Raw genomic sequence first — 26873 nt, 5'->3', positions numbered from 1 at the left:
TCTGTATGCGACTCCCCCGACCCCGCGGGCCCCGGTGGCCCGGCCGGCTGCGCGGCCCCCGCAGCCTCGCCGGCCAGCTCTTCGCCATGCAGGCGGTGCTGGTGGCGGCGGTCGTCGTGGGCTGCGCAGTCTTCGCGTACGTCAGTGCCGGCCGGCAGGCGGAGGAGACCGCCCGGCGGCAGGCGACCGCGGCGGCCACCGCCGTCGCCGACTCCCCCGCCGTCGTGGCGGCGGCCCGCACCCCGGACCCCACCGCCGTGCTCCAGCCGTACGCCGAGCGGCTGCGGCGCGATGCGGGCGTCGACTTCGTGGTGGTGATGGCCCCGAACGGGACCCGCTGGACGCACCCGGAGCCGTCCGCGATCGGCAAGAAGTACCTCGGGCACACCGGCCCGGCGCTGCGCGGCAAGATCTTCCCCGAGACCCATATGGGCGTACTCGGCCCGTCCGTACGGGTGGTCGCCCCGGTCCACGACCCACAGCGCGGCGGCCGGATCACCGCGCTGGTCAGCTCCGGGATCACCATCAAGACCATCAGCGAGCAGCTGCGCGACCAGGTGCTGTCGCTGGCCGGGGTGGCCGCGGCGGCGCTGGCCCTCGGCGGCGCGGGCACATACGTCGTCAACGCCCGGCTGCGGCGGCACACCCACGGGATGAACGCCCAGGAGCTCAGCAGGATGCACGACTACCACCAGGCCGCGCTGCACGCGGTACGCGAGGGGTTGCTGATGCTCGACGGACAGCGCAGGGTCGCCCTGATCAACGACGGCGGGCGGGAGCTGCTGGGGCTGTCCGAGGACGCGGTGGGCCGGCCGGTCGCCGGACTGGGGCTGCCCGAGGCGCTGACCGAGGCGCTGCTGGCGCCCGGCCCGCGGGTCGACGAGCTGCATCTGACCGGCGAGCGGGTGCTGGTCGTCAACTCCGCCCCGGTCTCCGGCGGCGAACAGCGCGGCAGCGTGGTCACCCTGCGCGACCACACCGAACTCCAGGCGCTGTCCGGCGAGTTGGACTCGGTACGTGGCTTCGCCGAGGCGCTGCGCTCGCAGGCCCACGAGGCCGCCAACCGGCTGCACACGGTCGTCTCGCTGATCGAGCTGGGGCGGGCCGAGGAGGCCGTGGAGTTCGCCACCGCGGAGCTGGAGCTGGCGCAGGCGCTGACCGACCAGGTCGTCGGTGCGGTCGCCGAGCCGGTGCTCGCCGCGCTGCTGCTGGGCAAGGCCGCCCAGGCCAATGAGCGCGGGGTCGAGCTGACCCTGACGCCCGACAGCCGGATCGACGACGGACTGCTGCCGCCCGGTCTGCCGGCCCGCGATCTGGTGACGGTGCTGGGCAACCTCCTCGACAACGCCATCGAGGCCGCGGCCCCCACCGAGGAGCACGGCGCCGCCGAGCCGCCGCGGGTACGGGTCACCGCGCGGGCGGCCGGCGGCGAACTGCTGCTGCGGGTGGCGGACAACGGGCCGGGGGTGGCCGCGGACGCCGCCGAGGAGATCTTCCGGCGCGGCTGGACCACCAAACAGTCCCCCACCGCCCATGGCCACGGCCTGGGGCTGGCCCTGGTCCAGCAGGCCGTACGGCGCAACGGCGGCACCGTCACGCTGGACCGGGCACCGGAGGGCGGCGCACGCTTCACCGTACGGCTGCCGCTGCGGACGGGGGCGACGGCATGAGCGGGCCGACGGGCGACAGACGCCCGGCCACGAGAGGATGTGCCCGGTGAGACCCTCCGACATCCGGGTCCTGGTCGTCGAGGACGACCCGGTGGCCGCCGCCGCGCACGCCCTGTACGTGGGACGGATGCCCGGCTTCACCGTCTCCGGCACCGTGCACTCGATGGGCGACGCCCGCCGCCACCTCGACCAGCACGCCGTCGATCTGCTGCTGCTCGACCTCTATCTGCCCGACGGCCACGGGCTGGCGCTGGTACGGACGCTGCGCGCGGCCGGCCACACCGCCGACATCATCGCGGTCACCTCGGCCCGCGATCTGACGATGGTGCGCGAGGGCGTCTCGCTCGGTGTGGTGCAGTACGTGCTGAAGCCGTTCACCTTCTCCACGCTGCGCGACCGCCTCACCCGTTACGCCGAGTTCCGCGCCACCACCGGGGAGGCCAGCGGCCAGGACGAGGTCGACCGGGCGATCGCGGCCCTGCGCGCACCGCGCCCGGCCGCCCTGCCCAAGGGGCTGACCGCGGCGACCCTGCGCGCGGTGACCGAGGTGCTGCGGGCCGCCGAGCGGGGCCTGACGGCGGCCGAGGCGGCCGCCGATGTGGGCATCTCCCGGATCACCGCGCGGCGCTACCTCGAACACCTCGTGGAGAGCGGCCGGGCCGTCCGCGCCCCGCAGTACGGCCAGGTCGGACGCCCCGAATTGCGCTACCGCTGGTCGGGCCATTGACCCGGTGTGACCGGTGACTTACTTTCAGCAGGCAGTACGCCGTGGTTGATTGACCGTGGTCCGTAGCCGGAGGTAGTGCCGTGCGCCCCACCGCCCCGCTGATTCTGCTCACCGCCACCGTCGTGGCCGCCGGTACGCTCACCGCCTGCGGCAGCGGGTCAGGGAGCGAGAAGAACACCGTCAAGGTCGCCTTCATCAAGGACACCAACGCCAAGGTCACCGTCCGCGACGACTACATCCGCCTGGTGGCGAAGGAGTTCGAGAAGAACAACCCCGGCAAGAAGGTCCGGCTGATCCCGATCCAGGCGTCGGAGAACGACTACTACACCAAGATCCAGCAGATGATGCGCTCCCCCAGGACCGCACCGGACCTGGTCTACGAGGACACCTTCCTGGTCAACTCCGACATCAAGGCGGGGCTGTTACGGCCGCTGGACGCCCATGTCGACACCTGGGAGGACTGGCGGCAGTTCGAGCCGGCCGCGAAGGCCGCGGCCAGGGGGCAGGACGGGAAGACCTACGGCGTCCCGGACGGTACGGACACCCGCGGGCTGTGGTTCAACAAGAAGATCTTCAAGAAGGCCGGGCTGCCGGCCGACTGGCGGCCCAAGAACTGGGACGAGGTGCTGGACGCCGCCCGGACGATCAAGCGCAAGGTGCCCGGCGTCATCCCACTGAACGTCTTCACCGGCAAGGGCGCGGGCGAGGCCGCCGTGATGCAGGGCTTCGAGATGCTGCTGTACGGCACCGGCGAGAATCAGCTCTACGACCCGGGAAGCAAGAGGTGGGTCACCGGCACCAAGGGCTTCAAGGACAGTCTGGCCTTCATCGACACGGTCTACGAGGAGAAGCTGGGGCCCGACGTCTCCGATGCCCTCAGCCCCAACATCCAGACCAATGTGGCCGCCGAGCTGCTGCCGGAGGAGAAGCTGGCGATCGACCTCGACGGCTCCTGGCTGGGCCAGCAGTGGCAGAAGACCGGCGGCGGCAACCCCTGGCCGGAGTGGTCGACGACGCTGGGCCAGACGCCGTTCCCCACCCAGCACGGTGCACCGCCCGGAAAGGTCAGCCTGGCCGGCGGCTGGACCTGGTCGGTGCCCCGGCAGGCCCAACAGCCCGAGCTTGCCTGGAAGTTGATCGAGACCTTCCAGTCGAAGGCGAACGCCCTGGAGTGGTGCGTACGGGGCGCCCAGATCGCGGTCCGCAAGGACGTCGCGGCCGACCCCCGCTATCTGAGGTCCGTGCCCGGTATCGGCTTCTTCACCGGGCTGGTCAAGGTCAGCCGGTACCGGCCGGCGCTGCCCGCGTACCCGAAGGTCGCCGCGGCGATCGGTGAGGCGATGGAGGCGGTCACCGCCGGCGACTCCGCACCCGGGAAAGCGGCCGAGGACTACGACGAGGCGCTGAAGTCCCTCGTGGACGGCCGTACGGTCGCCAAGCCATGACGGCCGGCACCGCAGGCCGGGCCACCGCCGTCACCCGCGCCCCGCGCACCGCCCCGGCCCGTACGCGGCTGCTGCGCTGGCTCCCGCTCGTCCCGGCCACCGTCCTGCTGCTGGTCTTCCTCGCAGGACCGATCGGCTACTGCGTCTCCATCGCCTTCACCGACACCCAGCTGACCGGCCAGGAGTCGGCGTCCTTCGTCGGCCTGGCCAACTTCCAACGCGCCTTCGCCGACCCGGCCTTCCGCAATGCGGTGGTGCTCACCCTGGTCTTCACCGTGGTCTCCTCGATCCTCGGGCAGAACACCCTGGGTCTTGCGCTGGCCGCTCTGATGCGGCGCGCCTCGCGGCCCGTACGGTCGCTGACCGGAGCCATGGTGATCACCGCCTGGGTGCTCCCGGAGATCGTCGCGGGCTTTCTGCTCTACACCTTCTTCGAGCGGCGCGGCACCCTCAACGCGCTGCTGGGGTGGCTCCATCTGCCCGCCCAGAACTGGCTGTTCACACTGCCCGTGCTGGCCGTGTCGTTCGCCAACGTCTGGCGTGGCACGGCGTTCTCGATGCTGATCTACTCCGCGGCGCTCTCCGGGATACCCCAGGAGGTCACCGAGTCCGCCGCGGTGGACGGGGCGGGCGGGCTGCGGCGGCTGTGGCACATCACCCTGCCGATGATCCGCCGCTCGATCGGCACCAATCTGATGCTCAACACCCTCCAGACGCTCTCCGTCTTCGGGCTGATCTGGGCGATGACCCGGGGCGGTCCGGGCAACCGCAGTCAGACGCTGCCGGTGTTCATGTACGACCAGGCCTTCATGAAGTCGCTGATCGGCTACGGCACCGCGGTGGCGCTGCTGTTGCTGCTGGTGGGCGCGTTGTTCTCGGCCGTGTATCTGCGCCTGATGCGCGAGGAGGTCTGAGCCGTGCCGCGCCCCCTCCCCCGAGCTCTCCGGCCCGCTCCGCGCAGGGGGCGCCGCCAGGTCCTCCGCCGGCTGGCCGCCGATGCCGGGCTGCTGGCCGCCGCGGTGGCGTTCGCGGTTCCGCTGGTCTGGCTGGTGCTGTCGTCGCTGGACGCGGAGGCGACGCTGCGGGTGCGGCTGCCGAAGTCCGCGACGACGGCGAACTTCTCGGCGGTGCTGACCGACGAGATCACCTTCACCCCGATGCTCAACAGCCTGCTGATCTGCGGCGGCGCCACCCTGCTCACGGTGGTCTGCGCGGCGCTGGCCGCCTATCCGCTCTCCCGCTACCGCTCGCGCTTCGCCCGCCCGTACCTGCTGACGGTCCTGTTCTCGACCTGTCTGCCGATCACCGCGGTGATGGTCCCGGTCTACGGGCTGTTCGTGCAGGTCAATCTGATCGACACCCGGTACGGCACGGCACTGTTCCTGGCCGCCGCCCAACTCCCGTTCGCCATCTGGCTGATGAAGAACTTCATGGACGGTGTGCCGAGGGTGCTGGAGGAGGCGGCCTGGACGGACGGCGCCTCCTGGCCGCAGACCCTGCTGCGGGTGATCCTGCCGCTGATGGGGCCGGGCGTCGCGGTCGTCGCGATCTATACCTTCATCATGATGTGGGGCAATTTCTTTGTGCCCTTCATGCTGCTGCTCTCTCCGGAGCAACTGCCCGCCTCGGTCAGCATTTTCACTTTCTTCGGCAATTACGGCGCCATCGCCTTCGGTGAACTCTCGGCATTTTCCCTCCTCTATTCGACACCGGTCGTCCTCCTGTACCTGCTCATTTCGAGGCGACTGGGCGGCGGCTTTGCGCTGGGCGGTGCGGTGAAGGGCTAGGGGGTGCCGCCCCCGATCTCCGCGGAAAACCGGCCCACTGGTAGGTTCCTACGACCTTGCACCTTGGATATCCGCACAATAGGTGCGAAGCCACCCCGTCACCTACCGTGTGCCGGTGAACACGCAAGCCCGGGAGCCGCGCAGGCCCCCCTTCAATGCCGAGGCCGCCCGCCGTTGTCGCGAAGCCCTCGGCATGACCCCTGCCCATGTCGCCTATGGAATATGGGCCGCTTTCGGAATACGTATAGCGCCGGCAACGGTGACGTCCTGGGAATTGGGCGAATCCGCCCCGGCGCAGGCCGAACTGACCGCACTGGCCGGCGCCCTGTGGTGCGCACCCGGGGACCTGCTGGGCGCACCGGACACCCTGCGCGAATACCGCCTCGCGCTCGGCCTCGCCCCGGACGCGCTCGCGCTGGCCATCGGCATGGACCAGAGCGCGTACGAGCGGCTGGAGGCCGGCGGGAAGTGGAGCGGCAACGACCGGCAGGCCGCGGCGCTCGCCGAGACCCTGGATCTGCCCCTGCCCGCGCTGCTCCGCTTCACCGGCCGGGACGGCAGGCTGACCGAGCTGCTGACCAGCGCCGCCACCACCCGCTGGCAGGCCTATGTGCGCCCGGTGGGCAAGCTCGTACCGCTGCCCAAGGAGCAGATCCAGGACGTCCTTGCGCAGCTGCACGCCGACTATCAGGCGGCCATGACGGCTACGCTCAACTGGGGCGGCGGGGACGGCACCGAGGAGTCCGGCGAGGCGGGGCGCGCCTTTCTCGACGGCATCCTGGCGGAGTTCTGGGCGCGGACCGGCCACTAGAAGTATTGACCCGGAGCGTTGTTCACGCCGGGAAGAGCCCTCTCCAGGGCCCCGGCACCCTGACCGGTCCCGTCGGCCCCAGGTCGGAGGAGCGTCCGTCCAGAGAATGACGCGGTGGGCGGTGATGGCACTTCCGGCCGGTCCGGCTTTCGGTCCCTGCGGGTGAGGACCGGGCTGACCTGCGCATTCGAGAATAAGGACGTCGAAATTCTTCCTCTTCCGTCCCTTCTCCAGGAGTCCCCGTGTCCCACGCGGCCGCTTTCCCGGGCTTTCCCGGCTCCCCCGCATCCACCCGCGCCGCCACCGCCGTCGCCGCCCGGGCAACGGATCTGAGCAAGGTCTACGGCCAGGGCGAGACCCGGGTCGTCGCACTGGACTCGGTCTCGGTCGAGTTCGGCAGGGCCCGGTTCACCGCGATCATGGGCCCGTCCGGCTCCGGCAAGTCGACGCTGATGCACTGCATGGCGGGCCTGGACGCGATCTCGTCCGGTTCGGCCCGGATCGGCGACGTGGAACTGGCCTCGCTCAACGACAAGCAGCTGACCCGGCTGCGCCGGGACAAGATCGGCTTCATCTTCCAGGCGTTCAACCTGCTGCCGACGCTCTCCGCGCTGGAGAACATCACCCTGCCGATGGACATCGCCGGCCGTAAGCCCGACCAGGAGTGGATCAGCGCGGTCATCGAGACCGTCGGGCTGTCCGAACGCCTTGCCCACCGGCCGGCGCAGCTCTCCGGCGGCCAGCAGCAGCGGGTCGCGGTCGCCCGGGCCCTGGCCGCCCAGCCGGAGATCATCTTCGCGGACGAGCCGACCGGCAACCTCGACTCCCGCTCCGGCGCCGAAGTGCTGGGCTTCCTGCGGGAGTCGGTGCAGGCGATGGGCCAGACGGTGGTGATGGTCACCCATGACCCGGTCGCGGCCGGCTACGCGGACCGGGTGGTCTTCCTCGCGGACGGCCGGATCGTCGAGGAGCTCCACGAGCCGACCGCGGACGCCGTCCTGGACCGGATGCGGCTGTTCGACTCCAAGGGCCGTACCAGCTGACGCGGCTCGTCCCGCCCGCGGCGCCCAGGGCGCCCCCTTCCGTATCCCGAGCACCGGACCCAGGACTGACACCACCACCATGCTGCGTACTGCCTTGCGCAACGTGCTTGCGCACAAAGCCCGCTTGATGATGACCGCGCTCGCGGTACTGCTCGGCGTCGCGTTCGTCGCCGGCACCCTCATCTTCAGCGACACCGTCGGCGAGGCCGTCAAGAACGCCTCCGCCAAGAACCTCAAGGACGTGGCCGTCTCCGTCCAGGCCGCCGACTCGGGCCCCGATGCCCCCGACGTCGTCGGCGCCGGCAAGGACGGCAAGCGGGCCACCGCCCTCGACGACAAGCTCGCGGACCGGATCCGTGCCCTGCCGGGCGTGGCCTCCGTACGCTCGAACGTCACCGGCACGGCCACCCTCGCCGGCCGCGACGACCAGCCGGTCGGCAACGGCTGGCAGAACCGCGCCGTCAACTACCAGCCGGGCAAGGACGGCAAGGACAGCCGCTATCCGCTCGTCCAGGGCCGCGGCCCGGCGAACGACGGCGAGATGGCGCTGGCCGAGTCCACCGCGAAGGCGGCCGGCGTCTCGCTCGGCGACACCGTGCGGTTCGCCACCGACGGGCCGGTGCTGAAGAAGAAGCTGGTCGGCATCGTGGCCAGCGACGACCCGCAGGTGACCGCGGGCGGCAGCCTGGCGCTGTTCGACACCGCCACCGCGCAGAAGCTGTATCTGCACCCCGGCCAGTTCGACGAGCTGATCGTGACCGCCACGCCCGGCACCGACGAGCGGGCACTGACCGCGAAGGTCCGCGAGGTGCTGCCGGCGAAGCGCGCGGAGGCGACCAGCGGTGCCGAGCTGGCCGCCCAGCAGTCCCGGATGATCGCCGAGCAGAACCGCGCGCTGAGCAAGACCCTGCTGACCTTCGCCGGGATCGCCCTGTTCGTCGGGGTGTTCATCATCGCCAATACCTTCACCATGCTGATCTCCCAGCGCAGCCGGGAGATCGCACTGCTGCGCGCGGTCGGCGCCTCGCGCCGGCAGGTCGTCCGCTCGGTGCTCGCCGAGGCGGGGCTGCTGGGGCTGATCTCCTCGGTCGTCGGCTTCGCGCTGGGAACCGGTCTCGCGGTGGTACTGCGGGCGGTGCTGAACGCCAACGGGGTGGGCTTCCCGGACGGGCCGCTGATCATCAGCCCGGCCGCGGTGCTCTCCGCGCTGGGCGTGGGCGTCGTGGTGACCGTCCTGGCCGCCTGGCTGCCGTCCCGCAAGGCGGCGAAGATCGCGCCGGTGGAGGCGCTGAGCTCGGTGGAGGCGCCGCCCAAGCTGCGCAGCCTGGTCGTCCGCAACATCATCGGCGCGTTGATCACCCTGCCGGGCGTCGCGGTGATGCTCTGGATATCGACCCTCGACAACGGTGACAACCTGCCGATCGCGATGCTGGGTTCGGCGCTGACGCTGACCGGCGTGATCGTTCTGGCCCCGCTGCTGTCCCGTCCGCTGGTCTCACTGGCGGGCCTGGTCACCACCCGGCTGTTCGGTGTCGGCGGCAAGCTGGCCAAGGAGAACGCGCTGCGCAATCCGCGCCGTACGGCGGCCACCGCGTCGGCGCTGATGATCGGTCTCACCCTGATCACCGGGATGACGGTCGTCGGGCACTCGGCGCAGCTGGGCATGGACAAGATGGCGGGCGTCGGGCTGAAGGCCGACTACCAGATCGAGACCTCGACCTTTGTGGGGCTGGACGCCGAGCTGTCGAAGAAGGTGGCGAAGGTCCCGGGCGTACAGGCGATGGCGCCGCTGCGCGGCACCACTTACGGCACCACCGACGGCGACTACGGCTTCCTCCAGGGCACCGACCTCACACAGATCGACAAGGTCACCCAACTCACCTTCCGGGAGGGCTCGTTGGCCGATGTGCGGGCCGGCGGGGTGGCCGTCTCGCAGGACGAGGCCAAGCGGCGCGGCTGGCATGCCGGAGACACGGCGACCGTGGAGTTCGACGACAAGAAGAAGGCCCGGCTGAAGATCGCGGCCGTCTACGCGGACAACGAGGTGCTGGGCGACGCCTTCGGTGACGTCTCGCTGGTCGACCCACACCTGTCGCGCCTCAAGAACGAGAAACTGCTGGTGAAGTCCGCCGACGGCGCCTCCCCCGCGCTGGCCAAGGACATCCGCCACGCGCTCGACGACAGCCCGCTGCTGAAGATCGAGAACCGTGACGACATGCGCAAGGAGGCCGCCGGGCAGATCGACACCATCGTGAACATGGTCTACGGGCTGCTGGGCATGGCCGTCATCATCGCGGTGGTCGGCGTGGTCAACACCCTGGCGATGTCGGTGTTCGAGCGGACCCGGGAGATCGGGATGCTGCGGGCCATCGGACTGGCGCGCAGCGGCATCAAGCAGATGGTGCGCCTGGAGTCGGTGGTCATCTCGCTCTTCGGCGCGGTGCTCGGCATCGGGGTGGGGATCTTCCTGGCCTGGGCCGGCGGCAGCCTCGTCGGCTCGTCGTTCCCGACGTACGAAATGGTCCTGCCCTGGGGCAGGCTCGGGCTGTTCCTGCTGATCTCGCTGGTGGTGGGCGTGCTGGCGGCGGTGTGGCCGGCCCGCCGCGCGGCCCGGCTGAACATGCTGGAGGCCATCGGCTCCCAGTGACACGGAGCGCGCAAACGGCGGCGCGCCTGCCCTCGGCCGAGGGGAGGCGCGCCGCCGTCGTGTGCGTGCAGGGGTGCGGAGGGTCAGAAGACCGACTCGGCCTCGTCCATCCGCCAGGCGGGCACGGTCTTGAGCTCGGTGACCGCCTCGGCCAGCGGCACCATCGTGATGTCGGTGCCGCGCAGCGCGGTCATCTTGCCGAAGTCGCCGCGGTGCGCGGCCTCGACGGCGTGCCAGCCGAAGCGGGTGGCGAGCACCCGGTCGTAGGCGGTGGGGGTGCCGCCGCGCTGGACGTGGCCGAGGATGACCGGGCGGGCCTCCTTGCCGAGGCGCTTCTCCAGTTCGTGGGCGAGCGCGGTGCCGATGCCGGAGAACCGCTCGTGCCCGTACTGGTCGATGGCGCCCTTCTTGTAGTCCATGGTGCCGGGGGCCGGGTGGGCACCCTCGGCGACGCAGATCACGGCGAACTTCTTGCCCCGGGCGAACCGCTCCTCGACCATCGTGACCAGGTCGTTGACGTCGAACCCGCGCTCCGGCAGACAGATGCCGTGGGCGCCGCCGGCCATCCCGGACTCCAGCGCGATCCAGCCGGCGTGCCGGCCCATCACCTCGACGACCATCACGCGCTGGTGCGACTCGGCGGTGGTCTTGAGGCGGTCGATCGCCTCGGTCGCCACGCCGACGGCGGTGTCGAAGCCGAAGGTGCGGTCGGTGGAGGAGATGTCGTTGTCGATGGTCTTGGGGACGCCGACGACCGGCAGCCCGGCGTCCGACAGCATCCGGGCGGCGGTGAGGGTGCCCTCGCCGCCGATCGGGATGAGGACGTCGATGCCGTAGTCCTTGGAGTGGTCCTTGGCGTCCTCGCAGGCCTGCTGGAGCCGGGCCCGCTCCAGCCGGGAGGAGCCGAGGATGGTGCCGCCGCGGGCGAGGATGCCGCTGACGCCTTCCAGGTCGAGCTTGCGGAAGCGGCCGTCGAGCAGGCCCTTGAAGCCGTCCTCGAAACCGATGACCTCGTCGCCGTGGCCGGTGAGGGCGCGATGAACAACAGACCTGATCACAGCATTCAGGCCGGGGCAGTCGCCGCCTGCGGTGAGGACTCCGATACGCATCGTGCTGTGTCTCCTGTGCTCGCTCGTCGGTTCCCTGACCCGGTCCGATTGTTTCACGGTCCGACAGGCCCCGGCCGCACACGAGGGCCCGACCCCTACTGTCCCCGCCCGGCCCCCACAAGGGAAACTGGGAGAGCGGCCTAGCCACCCGCGCAGGTATTGTCAAGAGGGGCAAGCCCACAATAACGGCTGATTTTGACCTTGCGACCAACGGAATGGATCGGAGAGCACGCGTGACGCGCAGCGTGTACGTGACCGGTATCGACCGCGGCGACGGCCGTCAGGTCGTCGAACTGGGAGTCATGGAGCTCCTGACCCGCCATGTCGACCGGGTGGGGGTCTTCCGCCCGCTGATCCACGAGGGACCCGACCGGCTGTTCGAACTGCTGCGGGCCCGCTACCGGCTCACCCAGCCCGCCGACACCGTATACGGCCTCAGTTACGACGAGGCGGCCGCCCTCCAGGCCGAGCGCGGCACCGACGAGCTGGTCTCCCGGCTCGTCGGCCGCTTCCACGACGTGGCCAGGGACTACGAGTACGTCCTGGTCCTCGGCTCGGACTACGCGGCCACCGCCCTCCCGGCCGAGCTCAACCTCAACGCCCGGCTCGCCAACGAATTCGGCGCCTCGGTGATCGCCGTCGTCGGCGGCCAGGGCCAGGAGGCGGAGTCGGTACGCGCCGAGGCCCGTAACGCCTACCGCGCCTACACCTCGCTGGGCTGCGATGTCGTCGCCATGGTCGTCAACCGGGTGGCGCCCCAGCACCGCGAGGCGGTCGTCGAGCGGCTCGCCGCCCGGCTGCCGGTGCCCTGCTACGCGCTCCCCGAGGACGGCTCGCTCTCCGCGCCGACCGTCGGCCAGATCGTGCACACCCTCGGCGCCGAGGTGCTGCTCGGCGACGACTCCGGGCTCGCCAGGGACGCCCGCGACTTCGTCTTCGGCGGCGCGATGCTGCCGACGTTCCTCAAGGCGCTCACCCCAGGCTGCCTCGTGGTGACCCCCGGCGACCGCGCCGACCTGGTCATCGGCTCGCTCGCCGCGCACAGCGCCGGCGCCCCGCCGATCGCCGGTGTGCTGCTCACCCTCGACGAGCGGCCCGGCCCCGACATCATGGCGCTGGCGAGCCGGCTGGCGCCCGGGACCCCGGTCGTCTCCGTACCGGGCGGTTCCTTCCCGACCGCCGCCGAGCTGTTCGCGATCGAGGGCAAGCTGAACGCCGCCTCACCGCGCAAGGCGGAGACCGCGCTGGGCCTCTTCGAGCGCCATGTGGACACCGTCGAGCTCACCAACCGGATCTCGGTGGCCCGCTCCGGCCGGGTCACGCCGATGATGTTCGAGCACGAGCTGATCGAGCGCTCCCGCTCGGGCCGCCGCCGCGTCGTCCTCCCGGAGGGCGGCGAGGAGCGGGTGCTGCGCGCCGCCGACGTCCTGCTGCGCCGCGACGTCTGCGACCTGACGCTGCTGGGCGAGGAGGAGGCGATCCGCAAGCGCGCCGCCGACCTGGCCATCGACCTGGCGGACGCCCAGATCATCGACCCGCAGACCTCCGAGCTGCGCGAGCGGTTCGCCGAGCTGTACGCGAAGCTGCGCGCCCACAAGGGCGTCAGCTATGAGCTGGCCTACGACGTGGTCGCCGATGTCTCGTACTTCGGCACGCTGATGGTCCAGGAGGGCCTGGCCGACGGCATGGTCTCCGGCGCGGTGCACTCCACCGCGGCCACCATCCGGCCCGCCTTCGAGATCATCAAGACCAAGCCGAACGCCCAGATCGTCTCCTCGGTCTTCTTCATGTGCCTGGCCGACCGGGTGCTGGTCTACGGCGACTGCGCGGTCAACCCGGACCCGAACGCCGAGCAGCTGGCCGACATCGCCATCCAGTCGGCCACCACGGCCGCCCAGTTCGGCGTCGAGCCCAGGATCGCGATGCTGTCGTACTCCACCGGCACCTCCGGCTCCGGTGCGGACGTCGACAAGGTCCGCAAGGCCACCGAGATCGTCCGCGAGCTCCGCCCCGACCTGCTGGTCGAGGGCCCGATCCAGTACGACGCCGCGGTGGACGCGGCGGTCGCGCGGACCAAGCTCCCCGAGTCCGACGTGGCCGGCAAGGCCACCGTGCTGATCTTCCCCGACCTCAACACCGGCAACAACACCTACAAGGCCGTGCAGCGCTCGGCCGGTGCGGTCGCCGTCGGCCCGGTCCTCCAGGGTCTGCGCAAGCCCGTCAACGACCTCTCGCGCGGCGCCCTGGTCCAGGACATCGTCAACACCGTGGCCATCACCGCGATCCAGGCACAGGGCGCCCAGCCCGGCGCCGCACACACCGCCTGAGCCCGTAAGCCCACTCGCCCCACCCCACCGGAAAGCCCTCCATGACTGTCAAAGCCACCCGCGTCCTCGTCCTCAACTCCGGCTCCTCCTCGGTGAAGTACCAGCTGCTCGACATGCGCGACGGCACGCGTCTCGCCGTCGGCCTCGTCGAGCGGATCGGGGAGGAGACCTCGCGTCTGGCGCACACCCCGCTGGCCACCGGCGGTGAGAAGCGCGAGACCGAGGGCGCGATAGCCGACCACGAGGCCGCGCTGAAGGCCGTCGCCGCGGAGCTGGCCGCCGACGGTCTCGGCCTGGACTCCCCCGAGCTGGCCGCGATCGGGCACCGGGTGGTGCACGGCGGGCTGAAGTTCACCCAGCCGACCGTCATCGACGACGCGGTGCTCAAGGAGATCGAGCGGCTGGTGCCGGTCGCCCCGCTGCACAACCCGGCGAACATCACCGGCATCAGGACCGCCCAGGCGCTCCGCCCCGACCTGCCGCAGGTCGCGGTCTTCGACACCGCCTTCCACACCACGATGCCGGAGTACGCGGCCCGCTACGCCATCGACGTGGAGACCGCCGACGCCCACCGCATCCGCCGCTACGGCTTCCACGGCACCTCGCACGCCTATGTCTCCCGCAGGACCGCGGAGCTGCTGGGCAAGGCGCCGGAAGAGGTCAATGTGATCGTCCTCCACCTGGGCAACGGCGCCTCGGCGTCCGCCGTCCAGGGCGGCCGCTGTGTGGACACCTCGATGGGCCTGACCCCGCTGGAGGGCCTGGTCATGGGCACCCGCTCCGGTGACATCGACCCGGCGGTCACCTTCCACCTCAAGCGGGTGGCGGGGATGGACGAGGACGAGGTGGACGTCCTGCTCAACAAGAAGAGCGGGCTGATCGGCCTGTGCGGCGACAACGACATGCGGGAGATCCGGCGCCGGATCGACGAGGGCGACGAGCGCGCCCGGCTCGCCTTCGACATCTACATCCACCGGCTGAAGAAGTACATCGGCGCCTACAGCGCGGTGCTCGGCCGGGTCGACGCGGTGGCCTTTACCGCGGGCGTCGGCGAGAACGCCGCCCCGGTGCGGGAGGCCGCGATCGCCGGGCTGGAGGAGATGGGCATGGCCGTGGACGCCGCGCTCAACGCCGTACGCTCCGGCGAGCCCCGGCTGATCTCGCCCGAGTACGCCCGCGTCGCGGTCGCCGTGGTGCCGACGGACGAGGAACTGGAGATCGCTCAGCAGACATACGCCCTGGTCAACGCTTGATCCCTGGGCTTTCCGCCAGCTGGAATATTCCGCTCGTAAACAAACCGATAGGATCCCGCCCATGCGCCGTTCCAAAATCGTCTGCACCCTGGGCCCCGCCGTCGACTCCTACGACCAGCTGAAGACGCTGATCGAGGCCGGCATGAACGTGGCCCGATTCAATATGAGCCACGGGACCCAGCCCGAGCACGAGGAGCGGTACCACCGCCTCCGCAAGGCCGCCGAGGAGACCGGCCGCGCGGTCGGTGTGCTGGCCGACCTCCAGGGCCCCAAGATCCGCCTGGAGACCTTCGCCGACGGCCCGGTGGAGCTGGTGCGCGGCGATGAGTTCGTCATCACCACCGAGGACGTGCCCGGCGACAAGACCATCTGCGGCACCACGTACAAGGGCCTGCCCGGCGATGTCTCCAAGGGCGACCCGGTCCTGATCAACGACGGCAACGTCGCCCTCCAGGTCGTCGAGGTCGAGGGTCCGCGGGTGCGCACCATCGTCATCGAGGGCGGGGTCATCTCCGACCACAAGGGCATCAACCTGCCCGGCGCCGCGGTGAACGTGCCCGCGCTGTCCGAGAAGGACGTCGAGGACCTCAAGTTCGCCCTGAAGCTGGGCTGCGACATGGTCGCGCTGTCCTTCGTCCGGGACGCCAAGGACGTCCAGGACGTGCACCGCGTCATGGACGAGGTGGGCCGCCGGGTCCCGGTCATCGCCAAGGTGGAGAAGCCGCAGGCGGTGGCGAACATGGAGGAGGTCGTGATGGCCTTCGACGCCGTCATGGTCGCCCGTGGTGACCTGGCGGTGGAGTACCCGCTGGAGAAGGTCCCGATGGTGCAGAAGCGCCTGGTGGAGCTGTGCCGCCGGAACGCCAAGCCGGTGATCGTCGCGACCCAGATGATGGAGTCGATGATCACCAACTCCCGGCCGACCCGCGCCGAGGCCTCCGACGTCGCCAACGCCATCCTCGACGGCGCGGACGCGGTGATGCTCTCCGCGGAGTCGTCGGTCGGCCAGTACCCGATCGAGACCGTCAAGACGATGTCGAAGATCGTCGAGGCGGCCGAGGAGGAGCTGCTGTCCAAGGGCCTTCAGCCGCTGGTGCCCGGCAAGAAGCCGCGTACGCAGGGTGGTTCGGTCGCCCGGGCGGCCTGCGAGATGGCCGACTTCCTGGACGGCAAGGCGCTGGTGGCCTTCACCAAGTCCGGTGACACCGCCCGCCGGCTCTCCCGCTACCGCGCGGCCCAGCCGATCCTGGCCTTCACCACCGACACCTCCACCCGCAACCAGCTCACGCTGAGCTGGGGCGTGGACAGCTTCGTGGTGGAGCACGTCAACAACACCGACGCGATGGTCGACCTGGTGGACGCCGAGCTGCTCAAGCTCAAGCGCTACAGCAAGGGCGACACCATGCTCATCACGGCCGGTTCGCCCCCCGGCGTCCCCGGCACCACCAACATGGTCCGGGTGCACCACCTGGGCGGCGAGCGCGCCTGACGCGCCCGTAAGCAGAACGGCGGTGGGCCGCCCCCTCCAGGAGGGGGCGGCCCACCGCCGTTTTCTGCGGCTCCCGAACGGGTCGGTGGCCCGGGGCGTCCTCAGCCGGTCATGAACTGGTGCAGACCCGGGACGTGGAGGTTGCCGCCGAACTGGCCCGCCTGGTCGATCTTCACCTTGGTGAAGTACGCGAACGGGACGTTGAGCGGCGGCGGATGCTCGGGGTCGAAGACGATCGGGATCAGCCCGAAGAGGTTGCCCTGCAACCGCTCGGTGTACATCGTCACCTTGCCGCCGCGGATCGTGGACGTGGACCCCGCGGACGCCTGCACGTGGTACTTCTTGCCGGACTGCCGGTCGTCGACGATCTGGTGCAGATCGCCGATGTCGACGCTGTCGGCGGTGAACTTCAGGGCCTGCTTGGTGTGCCCGTTCTGGGTGGTGACATTGACGACGCCCTCGTAGTTCAGACCGCGCAGGGTGAGCGCGCTGGACTCCAGGTGCCAGGGGTCGTCGGGCAGGGTGACGGGGGTCTGCTCGTCCTTGCCCTTCTGCTTGTTCTCGACGACACAGGGGTACGACTTCTTGCCGTCGCTGTCCTTGCCGTCCAGCCCGCCGCCGGGCAGCGCGTTGTCCGCCGCGCCCACGGCGCCGTGGACGGTGTCGTTGACCGTCTTGGACCCGTCCTTGACGCTGTCACCGGCCTTGTCGGCACCGTCCTTGACACCGTCGAGGGTGTCCTTGAGCGGCTCGGTGACCTTGTCGGTGGCGGATCCGGAGCCGGTCGCCTGCGGCGTGGCTTCCTTGGTGGCGGACTCGGACGGCGACGGGCTCGGCGAAGCGGCCGGCTCCGCGGACTTGTCGTCGTCGCCGCCCAGGAGACCGCCGAGCGCATCACCGATGCCGCCCAGCAGACTCCCGTCGTCCTTGCTCTCCTCGGAGGCCGACGGCGACGGGGTCGCGGAGCCCGAGGGCTCGTCGGTCTTCTCGGAGGCGGACGGCGTGGGCGCGGGCGCCTTCTCCGCGTCCTCGCCGGCCGACGGCGAGGGCGAGGGGGAAGGCTTGGCGGAGGGCTTGGCGGACGGCTCGGCGGTCGGTGAGGCACCGTCCTTGCTGTCCGTGCTGCCCTTCGCGCCGTCCTTGGACTTGGCGTCCTTCCCCTCCACCTTGTCGGGAGCGGTGACGCAGGGGCCGTCCTTGAAAGGGCTCTTGGGCGGCGCCGGCTTGGCGATCGCCATCTGGGGCGTCAGCCCCATACCCATGAGCACGGCGGACGGCATGGCGGCGATGGCTATCGCCTTGCCCGCGGGCACATGCAGCCGAGTCAGCAGCGGCTTCTTGGGCGCCGCATGCCTCGGCCCGGTTCTCGCCCCGGCGGCTGCAGTCTCCTCGTGCAGCTCGTCACCCGGCACGGTGCCTCCTGTTGGTTCCGTTGGTCGGGCCTGACAGGTCGTCCAGTCCATTGCCCAACGCGGGCCCGGCCGGCGCGGGGTTGGTGGCCACCACCGGTCCGGCGATCGTGCGCGCCGGCCCGTCGGTGTCCTCCTCGCTCCGTTCGGCCTTGCCCGGCGCCCAGGCCACTCCCAGCGCACCGCCGATCAGCCCCATGAGGAAGCCGATCATGAAGGCGCCGAAGTTGGAGACGACCAGGGAGACCAGGGCGAGCAGGATCGCCGCCACGCCCGCAAAGACGCGCGAGGCCGGCTGGAACCACATGGTCAGACCGAGCACGACCAGGAGGACGCCGATGATCAGCGAGCCGGCGCCGGCGGTGGTCGCCATGCGGACGGTCAGGGAACCGATCGTGAGATTCGCGTAAGGGATGTACATGATCGGGATGCCGGCCAGCAGAGTCAGCAATCCGCCCCAGAACGGGCGGTGTCCGCGCCACTCCCGGAACGAAATCCGCTTCCGGCCGACGGTCTCGATCAGCCGTGGTCGCGTATCGGCGCTCATGTCGTACAGCTCCTCGGGACTGGCAAATCGGTGGTTCTGAGCTGAGGTGTGCTACCTGGCTACCCGGCGTACGGGCACGGGGAACGGCAACTCGCGCCGCGCAGCTCTGCCCCGCGCCCGTACGCTCAGTGCGTCAGTAGCACTCGTTCTTGCCCTTGGCGACGCTCATCTTGAGGCCGCTGAGCTTGAACGTGCCGGCCGTAGTGGCCCATGCCGTCTGCTTGACGTGGGTCAGCGTGGCCGAGTCGGCCTGCTGGGCGAACGAGCCCGGGTCGGCCTTGTCGCCCTTGTGCATGCCCGGACCCTTGGTCGTCGAGCCCGCAGCAACACCGATGTCGATGTTGTTGAAGGTCGCGTCCGCGTCCAGCTGATCGAGGTCGATGTAGAGGTTCTTCGCCTCGACAGGCGTGTCACCGCCACCGGCCGACAGCTTCATCGACACATCGCCGAAGACCGGGACCGGCACCACTACCGACTGGCAGAGGTTCTTGATCTTGGCGTTCGAGAACCCCGAGACCGCCACCGGGACCTGCTTGCCGCCCTTCTGGGCGTCAATGGCTCCGTACTGCACAAAGCCGGTGCCGTCCAGCCGGTCCGTAGTGACCTTGAACTGCTGGCCGGACACGCTGAACGATGCCGCGAGCGCACCCTGCGAAAGGGCGACGCCGATCGCGGCGGTCGCCGCGACGCTGGGCACCATGACGACGGCGAACCGCTTCCATCTGGTCCCGCCACGAGCCAGGGACTCCATGACTTTCCTCCTTCTCGGACGTACATCTCCGGTACCGGCGGCCCCCGTTGGGACGGCCGTACCTGGGATGGGAGAAGTGCTACGTCCTCGGGAAGGAGAGCGCCCGTCCTCGGAGGCACATCGTGTTCCGAATACCGGCGATCACCCCCGAGCGACAACCACTGGCCACGCTCTCGCGCAACCTCCTGGACAGGCCCTGCCGGGTGGGGCAGAGACCCCCCTGTCCACGGCCGGCGCCACTGCCGCCGACCACTCGGTGGGGACCCAAGTGCCCCGCCGCGCCGACCGGATGCCGGGCTGCGGGAATGGACCGAGCGTGGCCGATCGTGGTCCATTCACGCCCTGGACACAAGAGGCTCGTTACTTGCGGGTAACGGGCTGATAACCGCGCCACGACGCACCGGGATCGACCACGCACACAGGGTCGCCGCTTACTACAAGGGGACATACGAAAATTGCGGACAGAATGCCGCAAGGAGGTCGGCCGAACTTACTCCAAGTAACAGCGGCCACGTTTACCAAGATTTGGTAAAACGTGGCCGCTGCTTCGTTTGTTTGGTCAGCGTGCGGAGCCCGTACAGGTCAGAAGCGGGCGCCTCGTACAACAGTGGGTCAGAACAGCACCCTGGCAAGCGCGGTCCGCGCCGCCGTCACCCGCGGATCGTCCGCTCCGATGACCTCGAACAGCTCCAGCAGCCGGACCCGCGCGGCCTCCCGGTCGTCCCCGGCCGTCCGCTTGACCGCGTCGACCAACCGCCCGAAAGCGTCCTCGACATGCCCGCCGACCAGGTCGAGGTCCGCGGCACGGATCTGCGCCGGCACATCGGCCGGGTTCTCCGCGGCCTCCTTGCGCACCGCCTGCGGGTCGAGGTCCCGCACCCGGCTCAGGAGCTCGGCCTGCGCGAGACCGAGCTTGGCCTCCGGGTTGGCCGGGTCGTCGGCCAGCACGTTCTTGTACGCCTGGACCGCGCCGCCCAGATCGCCGGAGTCCAGCGCCTGGCTGGCCGCCTCCAGCAGCGCGTCGTACGGACCGGCCGGCGCCGGCGCCTCGGCCGGTGCCTCCTCGCCCGCGGCGGCCGCGTCGACCGGCGCGCCCACGATGCCGAACTGCTGCTCGGCGGCCTGCACCAGCTGGTCGAGCACCTGCCGGATCTGCGCCTCGGGGGCCGCACCCTGGAACAGCGGGATCGGCTGACCGGCGACCACCGCGAAGACCGCCGGGATGCCCTGCACCCCGAACTGCTGGAACAGCATCTGGTTCGCGTCGACGTCGATCTTCGCCAGCACGAACTTGCCGGCGTACTCGCCCGCGAGGCGCTCCAGCAGCGGACCCAGCTGCTTGCACGGCTCGCACCACTCGGCCCAGAAGTCGATGACGACCGGGACCTCGGTGGAGCGTTGCAGGACGTCCTGCTGGAACCCCGCCTCGTCGACGTCGTACACCAGACGGGCGGCGCCCGCCGGCGCCCGTCCCGTACGGGCGGCCTCGGCGCGTGCCTGCTCCGCCTTCTGCTTCGCTTCCCCGGCCGCCTTCACCGCTGCGAGATCGACGACTCCGCTCATGGACATATTGCGTGGCTGCATGGGTCCATCCTCCCCCCTGAGCGGTCCGTTCCGGAAAGCGATCCGGAAAGCGATGACGGCGGTGGCGCGATCGGCGCGGTGGTCGGTCCGGCGATCGGTACTGCGAGGCCCGGGCAGGGCCGTGGTGCGCGGCCATGGGTCCCCACCCACGGCCAGTGGCTGTCGCTCTTACGCTACGACCCGTAGCGTAACTCGCCGTCGCCCCCGGACGACAACCGGTTCCGGCCCCGCCCGGAGTGATCTCCCTCACGAGGCGCGCCGCCCGGCCCCGTACTCGCCGGTATGGTCGCCCGCATGCACCACTCCGCCAGCCCCCGGAAAGGCCGCACGGGACGCCCCCGCAGCGCCGAGACCGACCACGCGATCCTCCACGCGACCCGGGCCGCGCTCGTCGAGCTGGGCTGGGGACGGCTGACCATGAGCGATGTGGCGGCCCGGGCCGGCGTCGCCAAGACGACGCTCTACCGCCGCTGGGCCAACAAGAACGAGCTCGTCGTGGACGCCGTGGCGGTCCTGTTCGACGAGCTCGAACTCCCCGACCGGGGCTCGCTGCGGGCCGACATCGAGGGCGTGGTGCTCCAGTTCGGCGCCCTGCTCGCCCGGCCCGAGACCAAGACCGCGCTGATGGCCGTGGTCGCCGAGTCCACCACCGACGAGGCGCTGCGCGAACGGATCCGCTCGGCGATCGTCGACCGCCAGAAGCGGCTGGTGCTGCTGGGCCGCTCACGCGCCCAGGTCCGGGGCGAACTGCCGCCGGACACCCCCGGTGAGGAGGGTGCCCGGACGGCGGCCCGCGCCATGGACCTGATCTTCGATGTGATCGCCGGGGCGATCGTGCACCGCACCCTGGTCAGCGGTGAGCCCGTGGACGCCGCCTGGGCCCGCGACTTCGCCGCGCTCTTCCTCACCGGGCTGGCCGGCCTGGGCGACCAGGAGCAGCCGCCCGCCGCGGATCAGACCTGGTAACGGTCGGCCGCGAAGAGGTGCAGATTCTCCGCGACCCACTCCGAGGTCCGCTTCAGGCCCTCCTCCAAGGAGACCTCCGGCTGCCATGAAGCCCACTGGCGCGCCCGGGAGTTGTCCGACAGCAGCCGCTCGACCTCGCTGCCCGAGGGCCGCAGCCGCGCCGGGTCGACGACCACCTCGGCCTCCCGGCCCGAGGCGGCGATCAGCGCCTCGGCGAGCGCCCCGATGGCGATCTCCCGCCCGGTACCGAGGTTGACGACCTGTCCCAGCGCCCGGTCGCAGTCGGCCATCGCCAGGAACCCGGCCGCGGTGTCCGTGACATAGGTGAAGTCACGGGTCGGGGTGAGCGAGCCGAGCTTGATCTGCCGTGCACCGGCGTGGAGTTGGGCCAGGATCGTGGGGATCACGGCGCGCGCGGACTGCCGGGGCCCATAGGTGTTGAACGGCCGCACCACGGTCACCGGCAGCTCGAAGGCGTGCCAGTGCGACAGCGCCATCATGTCCGCGCCGATCTTCGAGGCGGAGTACGGCGACTGCGGCTGGAGCGGGTGATCCTCACTGATCGGCGCGGTCCGCGCGGTCCCGTAGACCTCGCTGGTGGAGGTGTGCACCAGCCGGCGTACGGCGTGCCGCCGGCAGGCCTCCGCCACGTTCTCCGTACCGACCACGTTCGTCTGCACATACGCGCCCGGCGAGTCATAGCTGTACGGGATGCCGATCAGCGCGGCCAGATGGAAGACCGTGTCGCAGCCCGCGACCGCGTCCATGACCCGCCCGGCGTCCCGGACGTCCCCCGCGACCATCTCCACCGGGCTGTCCGGCCCCAGATAGCGGGCCAGATTGCCCTTCTCCGCGTACGGCTTGTAGTGCACAAGGGCGCGTACCTCGGCGCCGGCCTCGACCAGCATGTCGACCAGGACCGAGCCGATGAACCCCTCGGCCCCGGTGACCAGGACCCTCCGGCCGGTCCACTGCTGGGTGGTGCTGCTGCTCATGCTGACTCCTTCAGGTGGGTGTACAGGTGGTGTGCGTGGGGGTGGCCGGCCAGCGCCAGCGTCTTGGCGGCGAGCAGGTCGGCGGCGCGGGCGTGGGTGCCCGGGTCGGCGGCCGCGCCCATGGCGGCGAGCCGGCCGGGGTCGTCGAGGAGGGGGGTGACCAGTTCGTCCAGCCGCTCCGCCGAGGCCTCGGCATCGGGCAGCAGCAGCCCCGCCCCGGCGTCGGAGAGCACCCGCGCGTTGTGCGTCTGGTGGTCGCCGGGGGCGTGCGGATACGGGACGAGGACGGCCGGCATGCCGATCGTGGCCAGCTCGGCGACGGTCGCCGAACCGGCCCGGCACACCACGAGATCGGCCGCGGCGTACGCCAGGTCCATCCGGTCCAGATACGGCACCGCCTCGGCGACCGCCGCCCCGCCGTTGGCCGCCAGCAGGGCCCGGGTCTCCTCCAGTGCCGCCGGGCCGGTCTTGATCAGCAGCCGCAGGTCGGTCCGCGACCGGTAGCGGGCGGCGAGCCCCACCGCCGCCTCGGTCAGCCGGGCCGCGCCCAGGCTGCCGCCGTTGACCAGCAGCAGCCGCGCGCCCGTCGGGACGCCCAGCGCCTGCCGGGCGGCCGGCCGCAGCGCCGTACGGTCCAGCTCGGCCAGCGGCCCCACCAGCGGCATCCCCACCGTCTCGGCCCGCTCGCCACCGGTCAGATGCTCCCGGCTGCGGTCGAAGGCGAGGGCGAGGTGCGGGGTGAGCCGGGCGGCGAACTTGTTGGCCCGGCCGGGCACCGCATTGGATTCATGGATCAGGCTCGGCAGCCCGGCCAGCCGCGCCCCGACGATCACCGGAGCGCTCGGATAGCCGCCCATACCGACCGCGACCTGGGCGTTCTGTTCCTTGAGGAGGGCCCGGCACTGGGCGCCCGAGCGCAGCAGCGCGGCCGGGAGCAGATAGCGTCGGGCACCGAGCGAGGGGTCGAAGGGGATCATGTCGACGGTGTGCAGCCGGTAGCCGGCCTGGGGTATCAGCCGGGTCTCCAGGCCGCGTTCGGTGCCGACGAACGAGATCACGGCATCGGGCACGGCCCGGCGGAGCGCGTCGGCGAGGGCGAGTCCGGGATAGATATGGCCGCCGGTGCCGCCCGCACCGATGACGACCGAGAGTGGTGTGCGCATGGCCGCCACGCTCGCCACGCGGACTAAGAGTGTTCTAAGAGAGGTGTTTGGCAGCCTATGTCCATGCCACAGTCCCCGCCCGGGCCCACCCCGGCCGCCAAGATCCTGGTCGTCGACGACGAACCGGAGGTGCGCGCCGCCGTCGAGGACGGCCTCGCCGTGGAGGGGTACGAGGTGCGGGGCGCGGCCGACGGCCTGGCCGCCCTCTCGGAGGTCGCCTCCTGGCAGCCGGACGCCATCGTGCTGGACGTGATGATGCCCGTGCTGGACGGGCTGGCCGTCTGCCGCCGGCTGCGCGCGCTGGACGACCGCACCCCCATCCTCGTACTGACCGCACTGGACTCGGTCAGCGAACGGGTCGACGGGCTCGACGCCGGTGCCGACGACTACCTGGTCAAACCGTTCGCACTGGACGAACTGGTCGCCCGCATCCGGGCGCTGCTGCGCCGCGCCTCGGCCGGCGCCGTCGAGGACACCCGGCTCTCCTTCGACGATCTGGTCGTCGATCCGGTGACCCGCAGCGGCCACCGGGCGGGCCGCCCCCTGGAGTTCAGCCGCACCGAATGGGCGCTGCTGGAGCTGCTGCTGCACCACCCCGGCCAGGTGCTGCCGCGCGAGATGATCCTGGAACGCGTCTGGGGCCGCGACTTCGGCCCGGACTCCAACTCGCTGGCCGTCTACATCGGTTACCTCCGCCGCAAGCTGGAGGCGGGCGGCGAGCCCCGGCTCGTCCACACCGTGCACGGCATCGGCTACCGCCTCGGCCACCCGGAGGAGCGGTGACCGGCACCCGCGGTCTGGGCGCCCGCTGGCGCCGCCGCCGTCCGCTGCGGACCCGTCTGGCACTGGCCACCTCCGCCGCGGTGGCCGTGGTGGCCATCGGGGTCTGCGCCGCCGCCTTCGTCCTCATCCGCTACGAGATGACCCGCCAGCTCGAGCTCAACCTCGCCCAGACGGCCACCCAGGTCATCCAGCGAACCCGCGGCTGGGGCCCGACCCCCGCCGACGCCACCTGCCGGTACCCGGCCACCCCGTGCACCCAGATCGTCTCCGCCGACCCGACGAAGGACCCCCGCGGCGGCTACTCCGTCCTGCCGGTCACCCCCGCCACCCGCGAGGTCGCCGCCGGCAAGCGCACCGCCTTCTACACCGAACTCACCGTCGCCGGACAGCCCGTCCGGATGTACACCACCCGGTCCCCCGGCAAGCACCAGGCGCTCCAGCTGGCGTTGCGCTCGGACGCCGTCGAGCACGGCGTGGAGCAGGCCGCCTGGGTGCTGTCACTGGTCGGCACCGCCGGTGTCCTGCTGGCCGCCGCACTGGGCTACTGGGTCTCCCGTACGGGCCTGGCCCCGGTCGCCCGCCTCACCGCCACCGCGGAGCGCATCGCCACCACCCGCGACGCCCGCCACCGCATCGAGCTCCCGTCCGGCCCGCCGTCCCGCGAGGACGAGATCACCCGCCTCGCCACCAGCTTCAACACCATGCTCGGCGAGCTGGAACAGTCCGTCACCGCCCAGCGCCGGCTGGTCGCCGACGCCTCCCACGAACTGCGCACCCCGCTGACCGCGCTCCGCACCAACGCCGAACTCCTCGCCCGGGCCGACCGCCTGACCGACGCCCAGCGCGACCGCGCCGCCACGGCCCTGGGCCGTCAGCTCCGCGAGGTCACCACCCTCGTCAACGACCTCATCGAACTCGCCCGCGACGAGGAACCCCGGCCCCTGGTCGAGCAGGTACGCCCGGCCGCCCTCCTGGAGCATGCGGTCGGCGCCGCCCGCGAACACTGGCCGGAAATCACCTTCACCGCCACCCTCGACCCGGCCACCACCGACCTCACCCTCCCCGGCGTCCCCGCCCGCCTCACCCGGCTGCTGTCCAACCTCCTCGACAACGCCGCCAAGTTCTCCCCGCCGGGCGGCCCGGTGGACACCGAACTCACCCTGCACGAAGGCGAGTTGCAGCTGACCGTGCGCGACCACGGCCCCGGCATCGCACCCGAGGACCTCCCCCATGTCTTCGACCGCTTCTACCGCGCGAAGGCCGCCCGCGCGCTGCCCGGCTCGGGCCTGGGCCTGGCCATGGCCCGACAGATCGCCCGCGCCCACGGCGCCGGCCTCACGGCCGAGCAGGCCCCGGGCGGCGGCGCCCTCTTCCGGCTGCGGATGCCGGCCGGAGTGGCGTAACGGGGACGCCCTCACACTTCACGAGGCCGGTACGTGGCGCCACCCCCCTCGGCCTCCGCTTCCTCTGCCTTCTCCTCGACCTTCGCACGGACCGCCTGCCGGTCCTGCGGCGACATCGACCGCCAGCTCTCCCTCATCCCCGAAATGCCGTCGGTGAGCGCCCGGAACCCTGACGGGTCGTCGAGGACGTCCTTGAGCTCCAGGCGGCCGCCGAGCATCTTGCGGGCGATGTCCTGGAGTTCGGAGGGAGCGTTGGCGTTGTCGCGCACGGCGCGCAGGGTGGAGGTGAGATGCTCGTTCTGCTCCTCGGAGAGGTCCCTCTCCTCGATGGGGTATTCGCGGTCGCCGGGGTTGGTGAAGGCGTTGTTGCCGGTCATGGGGCAGGGCTCCTGTCGGACGGTACGGGTCTGCGTCAGCCGAAGGCGTTGCGGACGCGTGCGGCCTCGTCCTGGTCGCTCTCGCCGTCCTGGTCGGCGGCTTCGGTGTCGGGAATGCCGTCCGCGAGGCGGGACCTCGTACCGCCCGCCGGGGCGGCCGACGCCCCGTCGGCGCCACCGCCGGAGGAGGACGAACCGCCGGAGCCGCCGTCGGACGACGAGCCCGACGAACCCCCGGAGCCCGACCCGCCCTCGGACGACGAGTCCGACGAACCCCCGGAGCCCGAATCGCCGCCGGACGACGAGCCGCTGCCCGTACCGTCCCCCTCGGCCGGCGCCTCCCCCTTCTTCTTGTAGGCGATGTCGTAGACGCTCTTGGCGCCGTCGGCGGTCTCCTGCTGCCCCGCGAGGAAGTCCTTGCCGCCCTTGGCGAAGTCGCCCTGCGTCATCTCGCCGACGCCCTCGGCCATGTGGTACGCACCGGTGCCGACCTTGCCGACGTCCTTGGCCTTCTCCACCACGGGGTTGGCCGCCGCCTTCGCCGCGTCCTTGACGTCGAACCCGTCCTGCGCCCCGAAGTAGTTCTT

22 protein-coding genes are annotated in these 26873 nt (G+C 71.1%); 14 read left to right on the top strand and 8 right to left on the bottom strand.

Going from position 1 to position 26873, the window contains the following annotated elements:
• Positions 1 to 5 precede the first annotated feature (5 nt).
• From ACZ55A_RS19765 to ACZ55A_RS19730, 8 genes are all read left to right on the top strand, one after another.
• A complete protein-coding gene (locus tag ACZ55A_RS19765) occupies positions 6 to 1670 on the top strand; it encodes a sensor histidine kinase (RefSeq protein ID WP_468841468.1) in 1665 nt (554 codons plus the stop codon).
• 37 nt (positions 1671 to 1707) lie between these two features.
• Positions 1708 to 2397 carry a response regulator gene (locus tag ACZ55A_RS19760; RefSeq protein WP_468841466.1) on the top strand — a complete coding sequence of 230 codons (690 nt, stop codon included), beginning with the start codon at positions 1708 to 1710 and terminating at the stop codon, positions 2395 to 2397.
• 80 nt (positions 2398 to 2477) lie between these two features.
• The gene (locus ACZ55A_RS19755; protein WP_468841464.1) at positions 2478 to 3842 is read left to right on the top strand and encodes an extracellular solute-binding protein; all 1365 of its coding nucleotides are present in this window, start codon (positions 2478 to 2480) and stop codon (positions 3840 to 3842) included.
• Complete coding sequence (locus tag ACZ55A_RS19750; RefSeq protein ID WP_468841462.1) at positions 3839 to 4756, top strand: carbohydrate ABC transporter permease; 918 nt, start codon at positions 3839 to 3841, stop codon at positions 4754 to 4756. The genes ACZ55A_RS19755 and ACZ55A_RS19750 overlap by 4 nt, the downstream gene beginning before the upstream one ends.
• 3 nt (positions 4757 to 4759) lie before the next feature.
• A complete protein-coding gene (locus tag ACZ55A_RS19745) occupies positions 4760 to 5629 on the top strand; it encodes a carbohydrate ABC transporter permease (protein ID WP_468841460.1) in 870 nt (289 codons plus the stop codon).
• 109 nt (positions 5630 to 5738) lie between these two features.
• A complete protein-coding gene (locus tag ACZ55A_RS19740) occupies positions 5739 to 6440 on the top strand; it encodes a helix-turn-helix domain-containing protein (protein WP_468841585.1) in 702 nt (233 codons plus the stop codon).
• Positions 6441 to 6682: 242 nt separating this feature from the next.
• Positions 6683 to 7483, top strand: a complete 801-nt coding sequence (locus ACZ55A_RS19735) for an ABC transporter ATP-binding protein (RefSeq protein ID WP_468841458.1) — start codon at positions 6683 to 6685, stop codon at positions 7481 to 7483.
• Between the two features lie 79 nt (positions 7484 to 7562).
• Entirely contained in the window at positions 7563 to 10130 is a 2568-nt protein-coding gene (locus ACZ55A_RS19730) for an ABC transporter permease (protein WP_468841456.1), read from the top strand.
• Between the two features lie 83 nt (positions 10131 to 10213).
• On the opposite strand, the gene ACZ55A_RS19725 is transcribed toward ACZ55A_RS19730, so the two are convergent.
• On the bottom strand, positions 10214 to 11239 hold the full coding sequence (locus ACZ55A_RS19725) for an ATP-dependent 6-phosphofructokinase (protein WP_468841454.1): 1026 nt from the start codon (positions 11237 to 11239) through the stop codon (positions 10214 to 10216).
• Positions 11240 to 11472: 233 nt separating this feature from the next.
• On the opposite strand from ACZ55A_RS19725, the gene pta reads away from it, so the two are divergent.
• From pta to pyk, 3 genes are all read left to right on the top strand, one after another.
• Positions 11473 to 13566, top strand: coding sequence for a phosphate acetyltransferase (pta, locus tag ACZ55A_RS19720; protein ID WP_468841452.1), 2094 nt, complete (start codon positions 11473 to 11475; stop codon positions 13564 to 13566).
• 41 nt (positions 13567 to 13607) lie between these two features.
• Positions 13608 to 14819 (top strand): acetate kinase, encoded by a 1212-nt coding sequence (locus tag ACZ55A_RS19715; RefSeq protein WP_468841450.1) that lies wholly within the window; start codon positions 13608 to 13610, stop codon positions 14817 to 14819.
• A gap of 61 nt (positions 14820 to 14880) precedes the next feature.
• Positions 14881 to 16308: a pyruvate kinase gene (pyk, locus tag ACZ55A_RS19710; RefSeq protein ID WP_468841448.1), complete on the top strand. Its 1428-nt coding sequence runs from the start codon at positions 14881 to 14883 to the stop codon at positions 16306 to 16308.
• A 101-nt stretch (positions 16309 to 16409) separates the two neighbouring features.
• Here the strand turns inward: pyk and ACZ55A_RS19705 are convergent, their stop codons facing one another.
• From ACZ55A_RS19705 to ACZ55A_RS19690, 4 genes are all read right to left on the bottom strand, one after another.
• Positions 16410 to 17720 (bottom strand): hypothetical protein, encoded by a 1311-nt coding sequence (locus ACZ55A_RS19705; protein ID WP_468841446.1) that lies wholly within the window; start codon positions 17718 to 17720, stop codon positions 16410 to 16412.
• Complete coding sequence (locus ACZ55A_RS19700) at positions 17710 to 18264, bottom strand: DUF6114 domain-containing protein (RefSeq protein WP_468841444.1); 555 nt, start codon at positions 18262 to 18264, stop codon at positions 17710 to 17712. Before ACZ55A_RS19700 ends, ACZ55A_RS19705 begins: the two co-directional genes overlap by 11 nt.
• A gap of 133 nt (positions 18265 to 18397) precedes the next feature.
• On the bottom strand, positions 18398 to 19015 hold the full coding sequence (locus tag ACZ55A_RS19695; RefSeq protein ID WP_468841442.1) for a DUF6230 family protein: 618 nt from the start codon (positions 19013 to 19015) through the stop codon (positions 18398 to 18400).
• A 612-nt stretch (positions 19016 to 19627) separates the two neighbouring features.
• Positions 19628 to 20599 (bottom strand): tetratricopeptide repeat protein, encoded by a 972-nt coding sequence (locus ACZ55A_RS19690; RefSeq protein WP_468841440.1) that lies wholly within the window; start codon positions 20597 to 20599, stop codon positions 19628 to 19630.
• Between the two features lie 282 nt (positions 20600 to 20881).
• Between ACZ55A_RS19690 and ACZ55A_RS19685 the strand changes: the two genes are divergently transcribed.
• On the top strand, positions 20882 to 21565 hold the full coding sequence (locus ACZ55A_RS19685) for a TetR/AcrR family transcriptional regulator (protein WP_468841438.1): 684 nt from the start codon (positions 20882 to 20884) through the stop codon (positions 21563 to 21565).
• Here ACZ55A_RS19685 and ACZ55A_RS19680 read toward each other — a convergent pair.
• Together ACZ55A_RS19680 and ACZ55A_RS19675 are read right to left on the bottom strand one after the other, a co-directional pair.
• Positions 21553 to 22560, bottom strand: a complete 1008-nt coding sequence (locus tag ACZ55A_RS19680; protein ID WP_468841436.1) for a GDP-mannose 4,6-dehydratase — start codon at positions 22558 to 22560, stop codon at positions 21553 to 21555. The two genes, ACZ55A_RS19685 and ACZ55A_RS19680, sit on opposite strands and share 13 nt — an antisense overlap.
• Entirely contained in the window at positions 22557 to 23723 is a 1167-nt protein-coding gene (locus ACZ55A_RS19675; RefSeq protein WP_468841434.1) for a UDP-N-acetylglucosamine--N-acetylmuramyl-(pentapeptide) pyrophosphoryl-undecaprenol N-acetylglucosamine transferase, read from the bottom strand. The genes ACZ55A_RS19680 and ACZ55A_RS19675 overlap by 4 nt, the downstream gene beginning before the upstream one ends.
• Positions 23724 to 23780: 57 nt before the next feature.
• Between ACZ55A_RS19675 and ACZ55A_RS19670 the strand changes: the two genes are divergently transcribed.
• Positions 23781 to 24506 (top strand): response regulator transcription factor, encoded by a 726-nt coding sequence (locus ACZ55A_RS19670; protein WP_468841432.1) that lies wholly within the window; start codon positions 23781 to 23783, stop codon positions 24504 to 24506.
• Complete coding sequence (locus ACZ55A_RS19665; RefSeq protein WP_468841430.1) at positions 24503 to 25909, top strand: sensor histidine kinase; 1407 nt, start codon at positions 24503 to 24505, stop codon at positions 25907 to 25909. Before ACZ55A_RS19670 ends, ACZ55A_RS19665 begins: the two co-directional genes overlap by 4 nt.
• Before the next feature lie 11 nt (positions 25910 to 25920).
• Here the strand turns inward: ACZ55A_RS19665 and ACZ55A_RS19660 are convergent, their stop codons facing one another.
• A complete protein-coding gene (locus ACZ55A_RS19660) occupies positions 25921 to 26286 on the bottom strand; it encodes a hypothetical protein (protein WP_468841428.1) in 366 nt (121 codons plus the stop codon).
• Positions 26287 to 26873 lie beyond the last annotated feature (587 nt).

The organism is Streptomyces sp. NPDC034111 (genome assembly GCF_055575375.1).
Note: the sequence above shows the minus strand (reverse complement) of the source record. Positions and strands in the feature narration are given on the sequence as shown.